Annotated in this window: 16 protein-coding genes; 15 read left to right on the forward strand and 1 reads right to left on the reverse strand. The window is 56.2% G+C overall.

The window, feature by feature from the left end:
* Nucleotides 1–7 precede the first annotated feature (7 nt).
* The 9 genes from ACR0JF_RS22055 (at nt 8) to ACR0JF_RS22095 (ending at nt 7,787) form a co-directional block, all read left to right on the forward strand.
* Entirely contained in the window at nt 8–298 is a 291-nt protein-coding gene (locus ACR0JF_RS22055) for a UxaA family hydrolase (RefSeq protein ID WP_170378184.1), read from the forward strand.
* Nucleotides 299–310: 12 nt separating this feature from the next.
* Nucleotides 311–1,492 carry a UxaA family hydrolase gene (locus ACR0JF_RS22060; RefSeq protein WP_170467617.1) on the forward strand — a complete coding sequence of 394 codons (1,182 nt, stop codon included), beginning with the start codon at nt 311–313 and terminating at the stop codon, nt 1,490–1,492.
* Nucleotides 1,493–1,540: 48 nt separating this feature from the next.
* Entirely contained in the window at nt 1,541–2,551 is a 1,011-nt protein-coding gene (locus tag ACR0JF_RS22065) for an Ldh family oxidoreductase (RefSeq protein ID WP_170659229.1), read from the forward strand.
* A 71-nt stretch (nt 2,552–2,622) separates the two neighbouring features.
* Entirely contained in the window at nt 2,623–3,030 is a 408-nt protein-coding gene (locus tag ACR0JF_RS22070; protein WP_170549829.1) for a universal stress protein, read from the forward strand.
* A 281-nt stretch (nt 3,031–3,311) separates the two neighbouring features.
* The gene (locus tag ACR0JF_RS22075) at nt 3,312–3,956 is read left to right on the forward strand and encodes a lysophospholipid acyltransferase family protein (protein WP_480669915.1); all 645 of its coding nucleotides are present in this window, start codon (nt 3,312–3,314) and stop codon (nt 3,954–3,956) included.
* A 583-nt stretch (nt 3,957–4,539) separates the two neighbouring features.
* On the forward strand, nt 4,540–4,881 hold the full coding sequence (locus ACR0JF_RS22080) for a hypothetical protein (protein ID WP_170659226.1): 342 nt from the start codon (nt 4,540–4,542) through the stop codon (nt 4,879–4,881).
* Between the two features lie 121 nt (nt 4,882–5,002).
* Nucleotides 5,003–6,196 carry a YcaO-like family protein gene (locus ACR0JF_RS22085; protein ID WP_170659224.1) on the forward strand — a complete coding sequence of 398 codons (1,194 nt, stop codon included), beginning with the start codon at nt 5,003–5,005 and terminating at the stop codon, nt 6,194–6,196.
* Nucleotides 6,193–6,912: a TfuA-like protein gene (locus ACR0JF_RS22090; RefSeq protein WP_170659222.1), complete on the forward strand. Its 720-nt coding sequence runs from the start codon at nt 6,193–6,195 to the stop codon at nt 6,910–6,912. Before ACR0JF_RS22085 ends, ACR0JF_RS22090 begins: the two co-directional genes overlap by 4 nt.
* On the forward strand, nt 6,909–7,787 hold the full coding sequence (locus ACR0JF_RS22095; RefSeq protein WP_170659220.1) for a DMT family transporter: 879 nt from the start codon (nt 6,909–6,911) through the stop codon (nt 7,785–7,787). Before ACR0JF_RS22090 ends, ACR0JF_RS22095 begins: the two co-directional genes overlap by 4 nt.
* 100 nt (nt 7,788–7,887) lie before the next feature.
* Here the strand turns inward: ACR0JF_RS22095 and ACR0JF_RS22100 are convergent, their stop codons facing one another.
* Entirely contained in the window at nt 7,888–8,670 is a 783-nt protein-coding gene (locus ACR0JF_RS22100) for an IclR family transcriptional regulator (protein WP_170659219.1), read from the reverse strand.
* A 277-nt stretch (nt 8,671–8,947) separates the two neighbouring features.
* On the opposite strand from ACR0JF_RS22100, the gene ACR0JF_RS22105 reads away from it, so the two are divergent.
* The 6 genes from ACR0JF_RS22105 (at nt 8,948) to ACR0JF_RS22130 (ending at nt 13,981) form a co-directional block, all read left to right on the forward strand.
* A complete protein-coding gene (locus ACR0JF_RS22105) occupies nt 8,948–9,634 on the forward strand; it encodes an ATP-binding cassette domain-containing protein (protein ID WP_480669919.1) in 687 nt (228 codons plus the stop codon).
* A 6-nt stretch (nt 9,635–9,640) separates the two neighbouring features.
* The gene (locus tag ACR0JF_RS22110; protein WP_170659217.1) at nt 9,641–10,750 is read left to right on the forward strand and encodes a mandelate racemase/muconate lactonizing enzyme family protein; all 1,110 of its coding nucleotides are present in this window, start codon (nt 9,641–9,643) and stop codon (nt 10,748–10,750) included.
* Nucleotides 10,751–10,757: 7 nt separating this feature from the next.
* Nucleotides 10,758–10,973, forward strand: coding sequence for an L-rhamnose mutarotase (locus tag ACR0JF_RS22115; protein WP_480669922.1), 216 nt, complete (start codon nt 10,758–10,760; stop codon nt 10,971–10,973).
* A 111-nt stretch (nt 10,974–11,084) separates the two neighbouring features.
* Nucleotides 11,085–11,834, forward strand: a complete 750-nt coding sequence (locus ACR0JF_RS22120; protein ID WP_170659215.1) for an SDR family oxidoreductase — start codon at nt 11,085–11,087, stop codon at nt 11,832–11,834.
* A gap of 15 nt (nt 11,835–11,849) precedes the next feature.
* Entirely contained in the window at nt 11,850–12,695 is an 846-nt protein-coding gene (locus tag ACR0JF_RS22125) for a fumarylacetoacetate hydrolase family protein (protein WP_170659213.1), read from the forward strand.
* The gene (locus tag ACR0JF_RS22130) at nt 12,692–13,981 is read left to right on the forward strand and encodes an L-fuconate dehydratase (protein WP_170659211.1); all 1,290 of its coding nucleotides are present in this window, start codon (nt 12,692–12,694) and stop codon (nt 13,979–13,981) included. The genes ACR0JF_RS22125 and ACR0JF_RS22130 overlap by 4 nt, the downstream gene beginning before the upstream one ends.
* The last annotated feature ends 16 nt before the right edge of the window (nt 13,982–13,997 follow it).

Here is a 13,997-nt window from a genome sequence, read left to right on the forward strand (position 1 = left end):
ACTACAAATGGCTGAAATCCCCCACTTGCTCGTCCACGAACATGCCGACAATGTCGGTGTTGTCGTGGTCGAGGGCCTGACGGCCGGCACCGATATGCTGGTCTGCGTAACTCATGACAATTCGACCTTCCGTCTGACATCGGGCGCTGATGTGCCAATTGGCCACAAGATCGCGCTGAAAGACTTCAAGGACGGCGATACCGCGATCAAATACGGCGAGGACATCGGCAAGATCATCGCGGACATTCCCAAGGGTGGCCACGTCCACACCCACAACTGCAAAACAAAGCGCTGGTAAGGAGTCCTCTTAATGGCACTCGATTTCAAAAATATGTCTGTGCATGCTTACCGTCGTGAGAATGGCCGTGTCGGCGTTCGAAACCACGTGGTTATCCTGCCGGTCGACGATATCTCGAACGCGGCATGCGAAGCCGTTGCCAATAACGTCAAGGGCACACTGGCCATCCCGCATGCCTATGGCCGCCTGCAGTTTGGCGCGGATCTGGAGCTGCACTTCCGGACCATGATTGGCACCGGGGCGAACCCCAATGTAGCTGCTGTTGTCGTGATCGGCATTGAGCCCGGTTGGACCAAACGGATTGCAGACGGCATTCGCGAAACCGGCAAACCGGTAGCCGAATTCTCGATCGAGCAGAAAGGGGATTTTGAAACCATACGCCAAGCCAGCTGGGCCGCTAAGGAATTCGTGCATCTGACCTCGGAATACCAGCGCGAAGAGTGCGCGCTGAACGAGCTTTGGATCTCGACCAAATGCGGTGAATCCGACACCACCACCGGCCTGGGGTCCTGCCCGACGGTTGGCAATATGTACGACAAGCTGCTACCCGAAGGCATCACCGGCTTTTTTGGCGAAACCTCCGAGATTACCGGCGCTGAGCACATCTGTCAGAAACGCGCGATCAACGAAGAAGTTGGCGAGCGCTGGTACAAGATGTGGAAAGCCTATCAGGACGACGTGATCTTTGCGCATCAGACCGATGACCTGTCGGATTCCCAGCCGACCAAGGGCAACATCGAAGGCGGTTTGACCACGATTGAGGAAAAAGCCTTGGGCAACCTCGAGAAGATCGGTCGGACCTCGCAATACATCGACATCCTCGATGCCGCCGAAGCGCCAAGCTCGGGCGCGGGGCTTTACTTCATGGACAGCTCCTCGGCCGCGGCGGAATGTGTGACCCTGATGGCGGCCGGTGGCGCAGTTATCCACACCTTCCCCACGGGTCAAGGCAATGTGGTGGGCAATCCGATTGTTCCGGTTATCAAGATCACTGCGAACCCTCGGACCGTGCGGACGATGGGAGAGCACGTGGACGTCGACGTTTCGGGTATCCTGCGCCGGGAACAGACCATTGACGAAGCGGGCGATGCACTGATCGACATGATCCGCCGCACAGCCAATGGCCGCAACACAGCCGCCGAAGCGCTTGGCCATCGCGAGTTTTCGATGACCAAGCTCTATCGCAGCGCCTAAGTCGGATAGGGGCGGCACAAAGGTGCCGTCCCACCCAAAAACAAAACCATGACACAAGTGGAAAACATCAGCCATTCCGAGGCAAAAGCCCTGGTTTTAGGGGCGTTGGTGGCTCAGGGGGTTTCTAAAGAACACTCTGAATCAGTCGCCAATGCACTGGTGGCCGCAGAAACCGAAGGCCAGGCAGGTCACGGGTTGTCGCGCCTCGGGGACTATGTCGCGCAGGTGCGCAGCGGAAAGATAAAGCGGGACGCAAAAATTACTTCTCGCCTAACCAGTAAAACGGCGATTTCCACTGACGCCGATTTCGGATTTGCATACCCAGCGCTGGATCACGCCATCTCAGAGGGCATAAGCGTGGCGCGCTCATACGGCACTGCAACGATGTCGATAAATAACTCGCATCACGCGGGGGCGTTGTCGGTGCAGGTCGAAAAACTCGCCGCTGAGGGTCTTGTGGGCTTGATGTTTGCTAATGCCCCTCCTGCAATCGCCCCTTGGGGCGCCGCGAGTCCGGTTTTTGGCACCAACCCCATCGCCTTTGCAGCGCCGCGCCGCGCCGCACCGCCTCTGGTGATTGACTTGGCGCTTTCGCATGTTGCGCGCGGCAAGGTCATGCATGCCAAAAAAACAGGTAAGCCCATCCCACCGGACTGGGCCTTTGACAAAGACGGGAAGCCCACAACCGACCCAGCCGCCGCATTGGCTGGTTCCATGGCCCCAGCCGGAGGGGCAAAGGGAACCGTCATCGCCTTGATGGTCGAGGTTCTCGCGTCGGTTTTCACCGGTGCAAACCCCAGCTTGGGCGTGGCTTCGTTTTTTGACGCAGAGGGGCCTTCTCCGGGGTCCGGGCAGTTCCTGATTGCTATGAGTCCAAGCAATCTGGGCGCCTTCACGGATCGTCTCGAAATGGTGCTGACGGCCATCGAAAGCCTCGAAGGCGCACGGCTTCCGGGGGATCGGCGGGCAAATTCGATCAGCCGCGCGCAGGCGCATGGCATAGCGGTTCCCAGTCAATATCTTGATCTGGCTCGCGAACTCGCACGTGCAGAAGTCTGAGGCCGCCAAGATGATCGCCTCCCGCGGCACGGCCGCTACAAACGCCCCCTAAATCGACAAAGGAACTGACTATGTACAAGCACATTCTGATCCCGGTCGCTCTGGACCACGAAGGCGTCGTCGCCAACAAAATCGCCGCTGGGCGCCGTCTGCTTGCCGAAGACGGCCGGATGACCTTGTTGACAGTGCTGGAAGACATACCCGGTTTCGTCGCCGAATTTGTCGAGTCGAAACCCGAGAACCACCTGACAGCACGTATCAAGGACGAACTGGATCGCCTTGCGAGCGGCGCGGACGACATCTCGACCGAGGTTATCACTGGCAAGCCAGGCCTTAAGGTCGCGGAGTTTGCCCGCGAGAACCATGTTGATTTGGTTATTGTCGGATCTCACAAACCCGGCGTTCGGGACTATCTGTTGGGCTCGACGGCGTCGCGTATTTCACGCCGCGCGCCGTGTTCCGTCTTCATCCTTCGATGAGAGGTAAGGAGCCTCAGACCCTAAAAAGACCCGGTACTGGCCGCCCGGACAAAGAGACTCGGCTGTTGCTTGGCCAGAGCGACGGAACAAACTTGAGCGAGCAGCCCTATGATCGGCGCCGCTTGTCTTATGCGTCCACATTCAGCAACCCGGTTCAACGATGGGCAATCAAAGCGATTGAGCTGGCTACAAGCAAGCTCCATTTGTTGCGTCGCATCCGAAAATTCGAGGCAATGGGCGTGCCCGCTGGGCAACCCTTCTGGGGGCTGGCCCTCAAGGTGATGGGCATCGCGCTGCAAACACCCGAAGAAGAAATTCGTCAAATCCCGAGCAAAGGGCCCGTGGTGGTTGTCGCCAATCACCCGCACGGACTTGTCGACGGCATGATCCTGGCGGAACTGATCGGTCAGGTCCGAACCGACTATAAAATTCTAACGCGGTCTCTGCTGACGGGTGTCGTTGAGATTGACCAGTTCATGATCCCGGTCCCCTTTGATCATGAACCCGACGCTCTTGAAAAGAGCCTGGAAATGCGCCGAAAAGCTGTGGAGCATCTTGCGAACGGAGGGTTAATCGCATTGTTCCCTTCCGGGGTTGTTGCCTCGTCGGACAGTTGGTGGGGGCCTGCGGTCGAACGCGAATGGAATCCCTTTACAGCCAAGTTGATCCAGCGCTCTGGGGCCACAGTTGTCCCCATTCGTTTTCCAGGACGCAACAGTCGTGCCTATCAAATCGCCAGCAATGTCTCTGCCACGCTGCGCCAAGGGTTGCTTTTGTACGAAGTACGGCATGCCTTGGATAAACCCCAGCGCCCGATCGTAGGCGACCCTATTGAGAGAGACGAAATTGATAAACGGGCCGGCAATCCACGGGAACTGCTCAACTTTCTAAGACGGCGCACAATCTCGTTGACCGGTGGATGCTGATCTCCCTTAGAGCCAATCAAAAGAGAGAGCGACTTGGGTAGGCGAGACTGTTAAGTTCCTGCAACTATTGCCTATTGCACCCTTCATATATCGTTTGGTTCATAGGTTTGGACGACATTCAGTTTGTTCTGCATTGTGGTCTACGCTTTTGCCGCAAACAGAGCTTCCAATACAAAGAATATCGACTGCGCAGACCATTCGAATTTTTGTCTGGAGCGGTGACAATAAGTCAACCGAAAGTTGAGCAGACAGCGACCAATGCCAGAAAACTAGGTCGCGCCCGGCCATATTTGACGACCCCGTTTCGGCCGATAGTGCCGAAATTCGTCACGCAATGAAGGAGCACCAAACAACAGGTTTTGCTTTAGGTTTGAGCATACTTGCAACTCCAAAGGCTTCCAAAGTGTGTCAAACCCATGCTTTTCCTATTGGCCTGAACGTAGGTTCTCATTCCAACTCATCTGGGATAGCGCCCGTCATGCGCCTTGGTGATCATGCAAATTCTATGCTAGTGAAAGGCGCGCTCTGGTTCTTGAAGTGCAAAACAAATTAGAACGAAGATTCCAACAAAGGGAGAAATTAAATGTTTGAAAACAAAAGAACTGTTCGTTCGCCTGATGGCCGTCTGATCACCATCGATCAATCCGGAGTTTTTGCTCAGCCCGGTACCAATTCTGCACATCGCCAATCTGCGATCACTACCGAAGACGTATGCCAAGGTGACCCTTCGCAGGTCGGTGCCAAGATTGATCCCGGCCAGCATGGAGCCAAAATTGACCCGTCTCAGCTGGGTGCAAAGATTGATCCGGGCCAAATCGGGGCCAAGATCGATCCAGGCCAAATTGGTGCCAAGATTGACCCGTCTCAACTGGGAGCAAAGATTGTTCCGGCCCAAGTCGGGGCGAAGATTCAACCAACTGCTTAAAACCAGTCCAAACAACGTATTTGAGTGTTGGCTCAAGCCTTTGAGCCAACATTCGTGTCGCGCAGTATGAATTATCATTGCGCGCACTGATAGGTTGTTCCCAGTCGCGTGAGAACTTGGTTTGAAACTATTTTTTGATGGGACACATCGCATTCGCTCGCCCAGGCAGACGGTTGAGCTTTTGCGGGACCTGTTTCCGGTTTTTGGCATCACGCGTATAGCGGATGTCACGGGGCTTGATCGTGTTGGGCTACCGACAACCGTCGTATGCAGGCCAAACTCGCGATCAATGGCCGTTTCTCAAGGGAAGGGCGTGACATATGACGCTGCGGTCGCTTCTGCTGTGATGGAGTCTATCGAGATTTTTCACGCCGAACGCATTGTGGCTCCGGTCATACTCGCGAGCCTTGAAGATATCAGATACACACACAGTGTTTTGCCAGTTGATCAGTTGCCGCTTAGCGATGAGGTGGAGTTTGATCCTTTCGCACGGAACCTCTGGATTGAAATGCAACTATTGACGGGTTCCGGAAATGTGTGGGTTCCCTACGAACTGGTTCATACAAATTACACACGCCCTCTGCCACCCGGGAGCGGGTTCTTCCTGTCCAGTTCCAACGGTCTGGCCTCGGGGAATTCACTTTCCGAGGCAAAGGTACACGGCTTGTGCGAGGTGATCGAACGGGATGCTGTGGCGCTATGGTCGCGTTTGCCGTGGCAAGAGCGTGATGCACGTCGGATTGACCAACGGACTATAGAAGATCTCGGTTTGTGCCAGACCCTGCGCAAGTTCAAAGACGCAGACATTTGCTTGGCGATTTGGGACGTGACTACGGAAGTCGGCGTGCCTGCCTACTTGGTTTGGGCATGCGAAAATGGAAATGTACCCGTACTTCTCTCGCGCCCATCTGTCGGCGCAGGGTGCCATCCGTGTCGGCAGATCGCACTCTCGCGCGCCCTGACAGAAGCTGCGCAGGAGAGGCTGACATTGATCACGGGCGCGCGCGATGATCTGCACTCGGACTATTACTCGGAGATGAAGTTCCAAGAAACGATTGCCCGGCCTGGGCGCTTGAGTTTTGACTCCAGACAGTCGTATGAAAGCACATCTCACGAGAGTGATCTTGTTTGGCTCAATTCGCGATTGACTGCAGCTGGGCTTGACAGCGCCTGCTTCATCGACATTACAGCCGACTATGTTTCCGACCACATTGCTGTTGTAAGGGTTCTCGTTCCCGGGTTGGAAGGACCGCATGACGACCCGCGCTACACGCCGGGATTGCGTGCGCAAAACGCGTCAGAGTTAATGCAATGACCGTTTTTGTTTTCTGCGGCCCCACCATTCACGAAAGTGAAGCTAAACAGATTTTGGCGGCTGAATACCTGCCCCCGGCGGCTCAGGGGGATGTATTGTATGCGGTCGCGCGAAAGCCACGCGCCATCGGAATAATTGACGGCTATTTTCAGTTCACACCCTCCGTGCTGCACAAGGAAATACTCTGGGCGCTTGATCAAGGTGTGCATGTATTCGGCAGTTCCAGCATGGGCGCGTTGCGGGCGGCGGAACTGCATAGTTTTGGCATGAAAGGGGTCGGCCGCATCTTTGAGGAATACCGCGACGGTCTATTGACGCGTGACGACGAGGTTGCCTTGAATCACGGACCTGCCGAACTGAAATACCCGTCGTTGTCAGAGCCGCTTGTAAACATCAGAGCAACGCTTGAGGTTGCTTCAGAAAACAAAGTCATTTCCCAAGAAACAGCCGATAAGCTCCTGAAGCTTATGGATCAAGAGTATTTCTCCAACCGCTCGTACAAACACATGCTGCACCTCGGCGAACAGCACAACGTGCAACCCGATGAATTGCTTCGGCTTGAAAGATGGCTCGAGAAAAACACAGTCAATCAGAAGAAAATTGATGCGCTCGAAATGCTTAGGTCTATGGACGCATTTTTACGCGAAACACCTGGTCCGTTCACTGCGCGCTTTCGGCTGGAGCGCACGTCAATTTTTGATCAGCTCACGTCATGATCGCCCGTCTCAAACCATCGCAACTATACGCCAATGGTCCAGCTTACTTTGCGCTAGGCGTGTTTTTTATGTCTGCGATGGATGCGGTCGCCAAGGTGCTATCCGAGACGTATTCCGGGCTTCAGATCATCTTGTTCGAAAGCACCTTTGGACTTTTGTTTTTCCTCTTGTTCATCGCGCCTCGAAACTGGAGATCATTAGCCTCACCGAGATGGCCGCTATTGATGGCCAGGGGGGTACTGACCTTAGGCACAATGTACTTTTTCATTTCCGGTCTTCAAAACTTGCCGCTTGCCGAAGTGACCATGATTTTCATGGTCGCGCCTATCTTTTCGATGGTCTTGTCTTCACTTGTGTTTCGAGAACATCCCGGGCTTCCACAACTACTTGCTCTAGTTTCAGGCGCTATGGGCGCTTTACTTTTGATACGCCCGCCGGGTTTAGGTCTTAACGCGGCAGCCTTTTTCCCATTGGCGGCCGCGTTGTGTAGCGCACTCGGCTTAATCACGGCGCGTGCCCTTTCACGACGGGATACACCGGAAGCAATCGCCGGATATGAATATCTCATGGTCTTTGCTGCGGCCGCTATTTTGGTGCCCTATGGGAGCTACGTTCCGGGTTTTTCCGACCTCTGGCTCGTTGGCTTGTTGGGTGTTTGTGGCGCTTTGTGTGTGTATTTCAGAACGTCAGCATGTTCGTTCTCACCGATTAGTACGCTGGCCTCGATTGAGTATTCCGGAATGCTCTGGGCGGTCTTCTTCGGGTATTTGATTTGGAATACCCTACCCGATTTGTGGGGCTGGATAGGCGCTGGTCTCATCACAATTGGCGGTCTTTTGGCCAACAAAACCAAAGAGAGCGAAACTCTTGTCTAAAGATACAATTTTTGGCGAAAGCCGCCTATTCGTATAGGAACCAGGGCGGACATATACTAACCCGCGTGACCTTATCCCATGGTGACAAGCGACTGGTAGGTCAGGCTTGCGACTTGCCCGTATAGAAATCAGTCAATTCTTCCGCCAGCGATTTGTAGAGTTGATGCACGTCTTCGATTCCCGGAACTTCAAGCTGATCGATCCTTTCCAAAAATGGGCAGTTCACGACGCTGATTGCCTGCCCTTCGTGGTCCAGCACAGGGTAGGCGAGGTTCGTCACCCCGACCGCTGTGGCTGATGGCATTTGTTCATAACCCCACTCGCGTATGCGGGCGACATGTTCCTTGAATTCAACGACGTCCAATTCCGGCTCACCTTGCGCAAGCCTGTGATTGTCCAGCAGGTCGTCAAGGTCGGCGTCACTGCGAAATGCGGCAAGAACACGGCCGGTGCCGGTATTCCCAAGGCCAATCACTGTTCCGACGCGCAATGCCAAACCCCAGTTCCCGGGAGAGGCAATCGAGGCGACAACAACTATATCTCCATTGCTCTCCATCCCCATATGGCAGGATTGCCAGGCCTTTCGCGTAGCGGCCCGCATTTTGGGTGTCGCCATCTCAAGCAACCGCTCGACCGGAGGATACCTTTGCGAAATCGCAAACATTTTCAGGCTGAGCGAATAGAGATCATCGTCAGAGGACCGGATCACATAACCGCGTCGCACCAGTGTGGACAACATCCGGTAAATCTCGCTCTGGGACCGATCCAGAGCGCGTGCAATGTCACCTTGCGCCAACCCGTCGGCATGCAGCGATAGCAACTCGATGATGTCCAAACCCTTCTCTAGGGCAGGGGCACGATATTTTTCTGACGTTGCCGACACCTATTCCTCCCAATTCGCGCTTGCGGGCGAATGCGTGGGCAAAGTGACTTGAATATGCAGCGCGAGTCAATGTTGATTTATTTGTAAATAAAAGTTTTAAATACGAACAAAAGCGATGTGGGAGAGTCGCCAAAATAGAATCTAGGGAGAAGCAAGTGATGAATTCGTATTGTAATATTAGTAGCTTGCTTGAAAGCTGCGCTGTTCTGCGTGCAGGGGCAACGCATGCCGAATCGAACTGTGGATCGTTCGTCGAAGCTGCAAAAAATACACGGCTTTGCGTATGATCACGGGGCTCGAAGATATCTCCGATGGTGAGATTTGTATCAGCAGTCGGGTGGTCAACGACCTGCCTCCGCGTGAACGCAACATCTCGATGATGTTCCAGAAAAGTGCGCAGTACCCGCATATGACCGCGCGCGAGAATCAAGGCTTCACGCTACAGATCGCCAATCGCCCCGAAGCCGAGGTCACCAAGATCGTGACCGAGGTCGCAGCGATCCTTGGGCCGGACGAATTAATGAACGACAAACCGGCAGAACTGTCCGAAGGTCAGCGCCAGCGCGTCGGCAATACCATCGTCTACGTGACCCACGATCAGGTTGAGGCGATGACGCTGGCTGGCTGCGTCGTTCTGAAGGATGCGCTCGCGTTCCCGGCCTCGACTCGCGACCATGTAAGCGCGGGACATGTGGTTCAATTCGGCGACAGCGCCGACAATCTCATGCAGGTCGGCCACGCAGTCGAGGAAAAGGGCGCTTTGGTCGATCGGGAGCTGCCGGTTGCACTGGAAGAACCATTGGGCGCCGGAACCTCGCTGTTTGCCGATCTGGCGGGGGTCGAGGTTCAGGCCAAGATGTTCAATCCGCGCCAGGTGGAGCAGGGCGAGACGCTGCGATTCCATCTGGTTCTCGACAAATGCCACGTCTGCGACGCGGCCACCGGCGAGGCGCTGAGAGGGTAAGCAACCATGGCCACCATCACCTATATCGAACTGCGCATGATCGACCTGATCCCAAAGGTGAAACGGGTTGACGCCATTCAGTCCTTTGTCAGTCAGGAAACGCCGATTGTGACCGTGACCGACAGCGACGGGGCAAAGGGTGTGGGCTATTGCTACACCATCGGTACCGGTGGCCCGTCGGTGATGGCGCTGCTTGAAAAAACGCTGGCACCCGCTCTGATCGGGCGCGATGCGGACCGGATCGAAGGCATCTGGCGCGATCTGTTGTTCCTGACCCATGCGACGGCGGTGGGGGCGATCACTTCGCTTGCTTTGGCCGCAATTGATACCGCTCTTTGGGATTTGCGCTGCCGCAAACAAGGGCTGCCGCTGTGGAAAGCCGCGGGGGGATCGCAGGATCGCATCCCGCTCTATTCGACCGAGGGCGGTTGGCTGCATCTGGACACACAGGCCTTGGTCGATGACGCGCTTGCAATGCAGGGGCGGGGGTTTCGGGGCTCGAAAATCAAGATCGGGCGAGACCACCTAAGCGAGGATGCCGCCCGTTTGGCTGCGGTGCGTGAAGCGGTTGGGCCAGGATATGAAATCCTAACCGATGGCAGTCAGGGCTTTACCCTGTCCGAAGCGATCCGCCGAGCTCAGGTTTTGGAAGACTATCGTATCGGCTGGTTCGAGGAGCCACTGCCCGCGGATGACGTCGCAGGCCATGCCGAACTGTCGCAACGGACCTCGGTGCCGATAGCCGTCGGCGAAAGCATGTACTCGCTGAGCCAGTTCAAGGACTATTTACACGCGGGTGCGGCCAGTATTGTGCAGGTTGATGTGGCGCGGATCGGAGGCATTACCCCATGGCTGAAAGTGGCGCATCTGGCCGAGGCGTATAACGTCACGGTCTGCCCGCATTTTTTGATGGAACTGCATCTGCCACTGGTCTGTGCGATACCAAATGCAAAATGGCTGGAATACATCCCACAGCTCGACAGCGTTACGACGGACGCGATACGCTTTGAGGATGGGCTTGCCTTTCCGTCAGATTTGCTTGGGCTTGGTATCGCGTGGGACTGGCAGGCAATCACTGCTCAGTCCACGCCGATTGAGATCAGGGAGGTCGCATGATCAACGTATGGGCATGGTGATCGGGGTGAGGCCCGAAAAGCTAGACAAATACAAGCGTCCGCACGCTGCCTTCTGGCCAGACGTGCTGGCTCAGATCGCCAAAAGCAATGTCCGCAACTACACGATCTTTTTGCGTGAACCCGAGAACCTGCTGTTTGGGGACTGGGAATATAACGACACCGATTTCAAAGGGGATATGGGCGCATGGCGCAAGACCCCATAACGCGAGAATAGTGGAGTTTCACCGACCCTTGCCAAAACCCTCTGCCCAGCCGCGCCGAAGGTTAGCAATGGGCACCCATGATTGAAGTATTCCATACGGATTGAGGACGACATGACCAAACCACAGGGCCGTCTGGCCGGAAAGAAAGCACTGATAACCGCAGCAGGGCAGGGCATTGGCCGCGCCAGCGTCGAGAAATATGTGGCCGAAGGCTCGCAGGTGATTGCCTGCGATATCAATGATGCAACGCTTGCGGAACTGGCTGCGATCGAAGGTGTGACGGCTCTGAAGCTGGACGTCACCGATGCGGACGCGGTGGCCGAGGTGGTTGCGACCGCCGGAGAGTTGGACGTGTTGTTCAACTGCGCAGGTTTCGTTGGCGCCGGTTCGATCCTTGAATGCGATGATGACCAGTGGGACTTCAGCTTTGATCTGAACGTCAAGGCGATGTACCGGCTGGCCAAGCTGGTTCTGCCCGGCATGTTGGAAAATGGCGGTGGCTCGATCATAAATATGTCTTCGGTCGCATCGTCGATGAAAGGCGTGCCGAACCGCTTTTCGTACTGCGCGTCTAAGGCTGCTGTGATCGGCTTGACCAAGTCCATCGCCGCCGATTTCATCACGCAAGGTGTCCGCTGCAACGCGATCTGCCCTGGCACCGTCGACAGTCCCAGCCTACACGACCGCCTACGCGCGGCCGGCGACTACGAGCAGGCGATGAAAGACTTCATCGCGCGCCAGCCCATGGGCCGTATCGGTCACCCAGACGAGGTCGCCGCCTTGGCCGTCTATCTGGGCAGCGACGAGACCGCATTCACCACCGGACAGACCTTCGCCATCGATGGCGGCTGGACCGTTTGATTAAGGAGATTTGAGATGAAGCTGCTGCGTTACGGTCCGGTTGGACAAGAAAAACCCGGCCTTATGGATGAAAACGGTGCGATCCGCGATTTGTCGGGTGTCATTGGCGATATCGCGGGCGACGCGTTGTCAGACGCTGTGCTTGATGCCCTGCGCGCGTTGGATGTGGATGCTCTGCCCATGGTCGACGGCTCACCCCGTATCGGCGCCTGCGTCGGTCATGTAGGCAAGTTCATCTGCATCGGTCTGAATTACGCAGATCATGCCGCCGAAAGCGGCATGGCCCTACCCGAAGAACCGGTGATCTTCTTCAAGGCGACCTCGGCGATCATCGGGCCTGATGACACTGTGGAAATCCCCCGCAACTCGGTCAAGACCGATTGGGAGGTCGAGTTGGGCGTCGTCATCGGCAAGCATACCAAATACGTATCCGTCGAGGACGCGCTGGACCACGTCGCGGGCTATTGCGTGGTCAACGATCTGTCCGAACGCGACTTTCAGCTGCACCGCTCGGGGCAGTGGGTCAAAGGCAAGTCTGCAGACACGTTTGGCCCCATCGGCCCATGGCTTGTGACGCGCGACGAGGTGCCGAACCCGCAGAATCTGCCGATGTATCTTGAGGTGAACGGACACCGCTATCAGGACGGTTCAACCAAGACGATGCATTTCGACGTGGCGACGGTGATCTCGCACCTGTCGCAGTTCATGTCACTGCAACCAGGCGATGTGATCTCGACCGGAACGCCTCCGGGTGTTGGCATGGGGCAGGACCCGCAGACCTACCTTAAGCCCGGCGACCAGATGGAATTGGGGATCGAGGGGCTGGGCGTTCAGCGTCAAACCGTCGAGGCCAGCAAATGACCCGGATAACCGGCATTCGAACCCAGGACTTGCGTTTTCCGACCTCGGACAGTCTGGATGGGTCGGATGCGATGAACCCCGACCCCGACTATTCCGCCGCCTATGTGGTACTGGAAACTGACGGCGCGCATGAGGGCCACGGACTGACCTTCACCATTGGCCGAGGCAATGAGATCTGTGTGGCCGCGATCGAAGCCCTCGGTGCGTTGGTCAAAGGGCTGGAGCTGGACTGGATCACCGAAGATATGGGCCGGTTCTGGCGTCATATCACCGGTGACAGCCAGCTGCGCTGGATTGGTCCCGACAAGGGGGCGATCCACCTATCGACTGGTGCGGTCGTGAACGCGGCTTGGGATCTATGGGCCAAAGAGGCCGGCAAACCCGTTTGGCAATTGGTCAGCGAAATGACCCCCGAAGAGATCGTGCGCCTGATCGACTTCCGCTATCTGACCGATGCGATCACCCCGGATGAGGCGCTGGTGATGCTCCGCGCCGCTGAACCGGGCAAAGCGGAGCGCATCGCTAAACTGAAGGCCGAGGGCTATCCCTGCTACACCACCTCGGCGGGCTGGCTGGGCTATCCCGACGACAAGCTGCGCCGCCTGTGCCATGAGGCCAAGGAAGCGGGCTTTACTCATACCAAGTTCAAAGTTGGCCGCGATCTGGATGACGACATTCGTCGCCTGACCATCGCACGTGAAGTACTGGGCGAAGACATGAACATCATGATCGACGCCAATCAGGTGTGGGAGGTCGATCAGGCGATCGACTGGGTCAAGGCGCTGTCTTTTGCACGCCCCTTCTTCATTGAAGAACCCACAAGCCCTGATGACGTGTTTGGCCACAAGGCGATCCGCGAGGGCGTCGCACCGGTCAAAGTAGCGACGGGCGAGATGTGTCAGAACCGGATCATGTTCAAGCAGTTCATCAAGGAAGGCGCGATCGACATCGTTCAGATCGACAGCTGCCGGATGGGTGGGCTGAACGAAGTGCTCGCGGTCATGCTGGTGGCGGCGAAATACGATCTGCCGGTTTGGCCTCATGCCGGGGGCGTGGGCCTGTGCGAATATGTCCAGCATATGTCGATGATCGACTACATCGCGATCTCGGGCGAGAAGGACAGCAAGCGGATCGAGTATGTCGAACACCTGCATGAGCACTTTGTCAACCCCTGCGTGGTGAAGAACGGGGCCTATTTCGCGCCGACGCAGCCCGGGTTCTCGATCGAGATGAAGCCCGACAGCATCAGAGAATTCCGGTTCCTGCCTCCAATGGCAGCGGAATAAACCCCTATGGCTTGCC

This window comes from Ruegeria sp. BG11 (assembly GCF_056538565.1).

Excerpts from the sequence above, each read along its gene's own strand:
- ACR0JF_RS22110 (WP_170659217.1), top strand. The coding sequence starts at position 9,641 with ATGGCCACCATCACCTATATCGAACTGCGCATGATCGACCTGATCCCA.
- ACR0JF_RS22075 (WP_480669915.1), top strand. The coding sequence starts at position 3,312 with ATGGGCATCGCGCTGCAAACACCCGAAGAAGAAATTCGTCAAATCCCG.
- ACR0JF_RS22060 (WP_170467617.1), top strand. The coding sequence starts at position 311 with ATGGCACTCGATTTCAAAAATATGTCTGTGCATGCTTACCGTCGTGAG.
- ACR0JF_RS22090 (WP_170659222.1), top strand. The coding sequence starts at position 6,193 with ATGACCGTTTTTGTTTTCTGCGGCCCCACCATTCACGAAAGTGAAGCT.
- ACR0JF_RS22120 (WP_170659215.1), top strand. The coding sequence starts at position 11,085 with ATGACCAAACCACAGGGCCGTCTGGCCGGAAAGAAAGCACTGATAACC.
- ACR0JF_RS22070 (WP_170549829.1), top strand. The coding sequence starts at position 2,623 with ATGTACAAGCACATTCTGATCCCGGTCGCTCTGGACCACGAAGGCGTC.
- ACR0JF_RS22055 (WP_170378184.1), top strand. The coding sequence starts at position 8 with ATGGCTGAAATCCCCCACTTGCTCGTCCACGAACATGCCGACAATGTC.
- ACR0JF_RS22095 (WP_170659220.1), top strand. The coding sequence starts at position 6,909 with ATGATCGCCCGTCTCAAACCATCGCAACTATACGCCAATGGTCCAGCT.
- ACR0JF_RS22130 (WP_170659211.1), top strand. The coding sequence starts at position 12,692 with ATGACCCGGATAACCGGCATTCGAACCCAGGACTTGCGTTTTCCGACC.
- ACR0JF_RS22080 (WP_170659226.1), top strand. The coding sequence starts at position 4,540 with ATGTTTGAAAACAAAAGAACTGTTCGTTCGCCTGATGGCCGTCTGATC.
- ACR0JF_RS22115 (WP_480669922.1), top strand. The coding sequence starts at position 10,758 with ATGGGCATGGTGATCGGGGTGAGGCCCGAAAAGCTAGACAAATACAAG.
- ACR0JF_RS22125 (WP_170659213.1), top strand. The coding sequence starts at position 11,850 with ATGAAGCTGCTGCGTTACGGTCCGGTTGGACAAGAAAAACCCGGCCTT.
- ACR0JF_RS22065 (WP_170659229.1), top strand. The coding sequence starts at position 1,541 with ATGACACAAGTGGAAAACATCAGCCATTCCGAGGCAAAAGCCCTGGTT.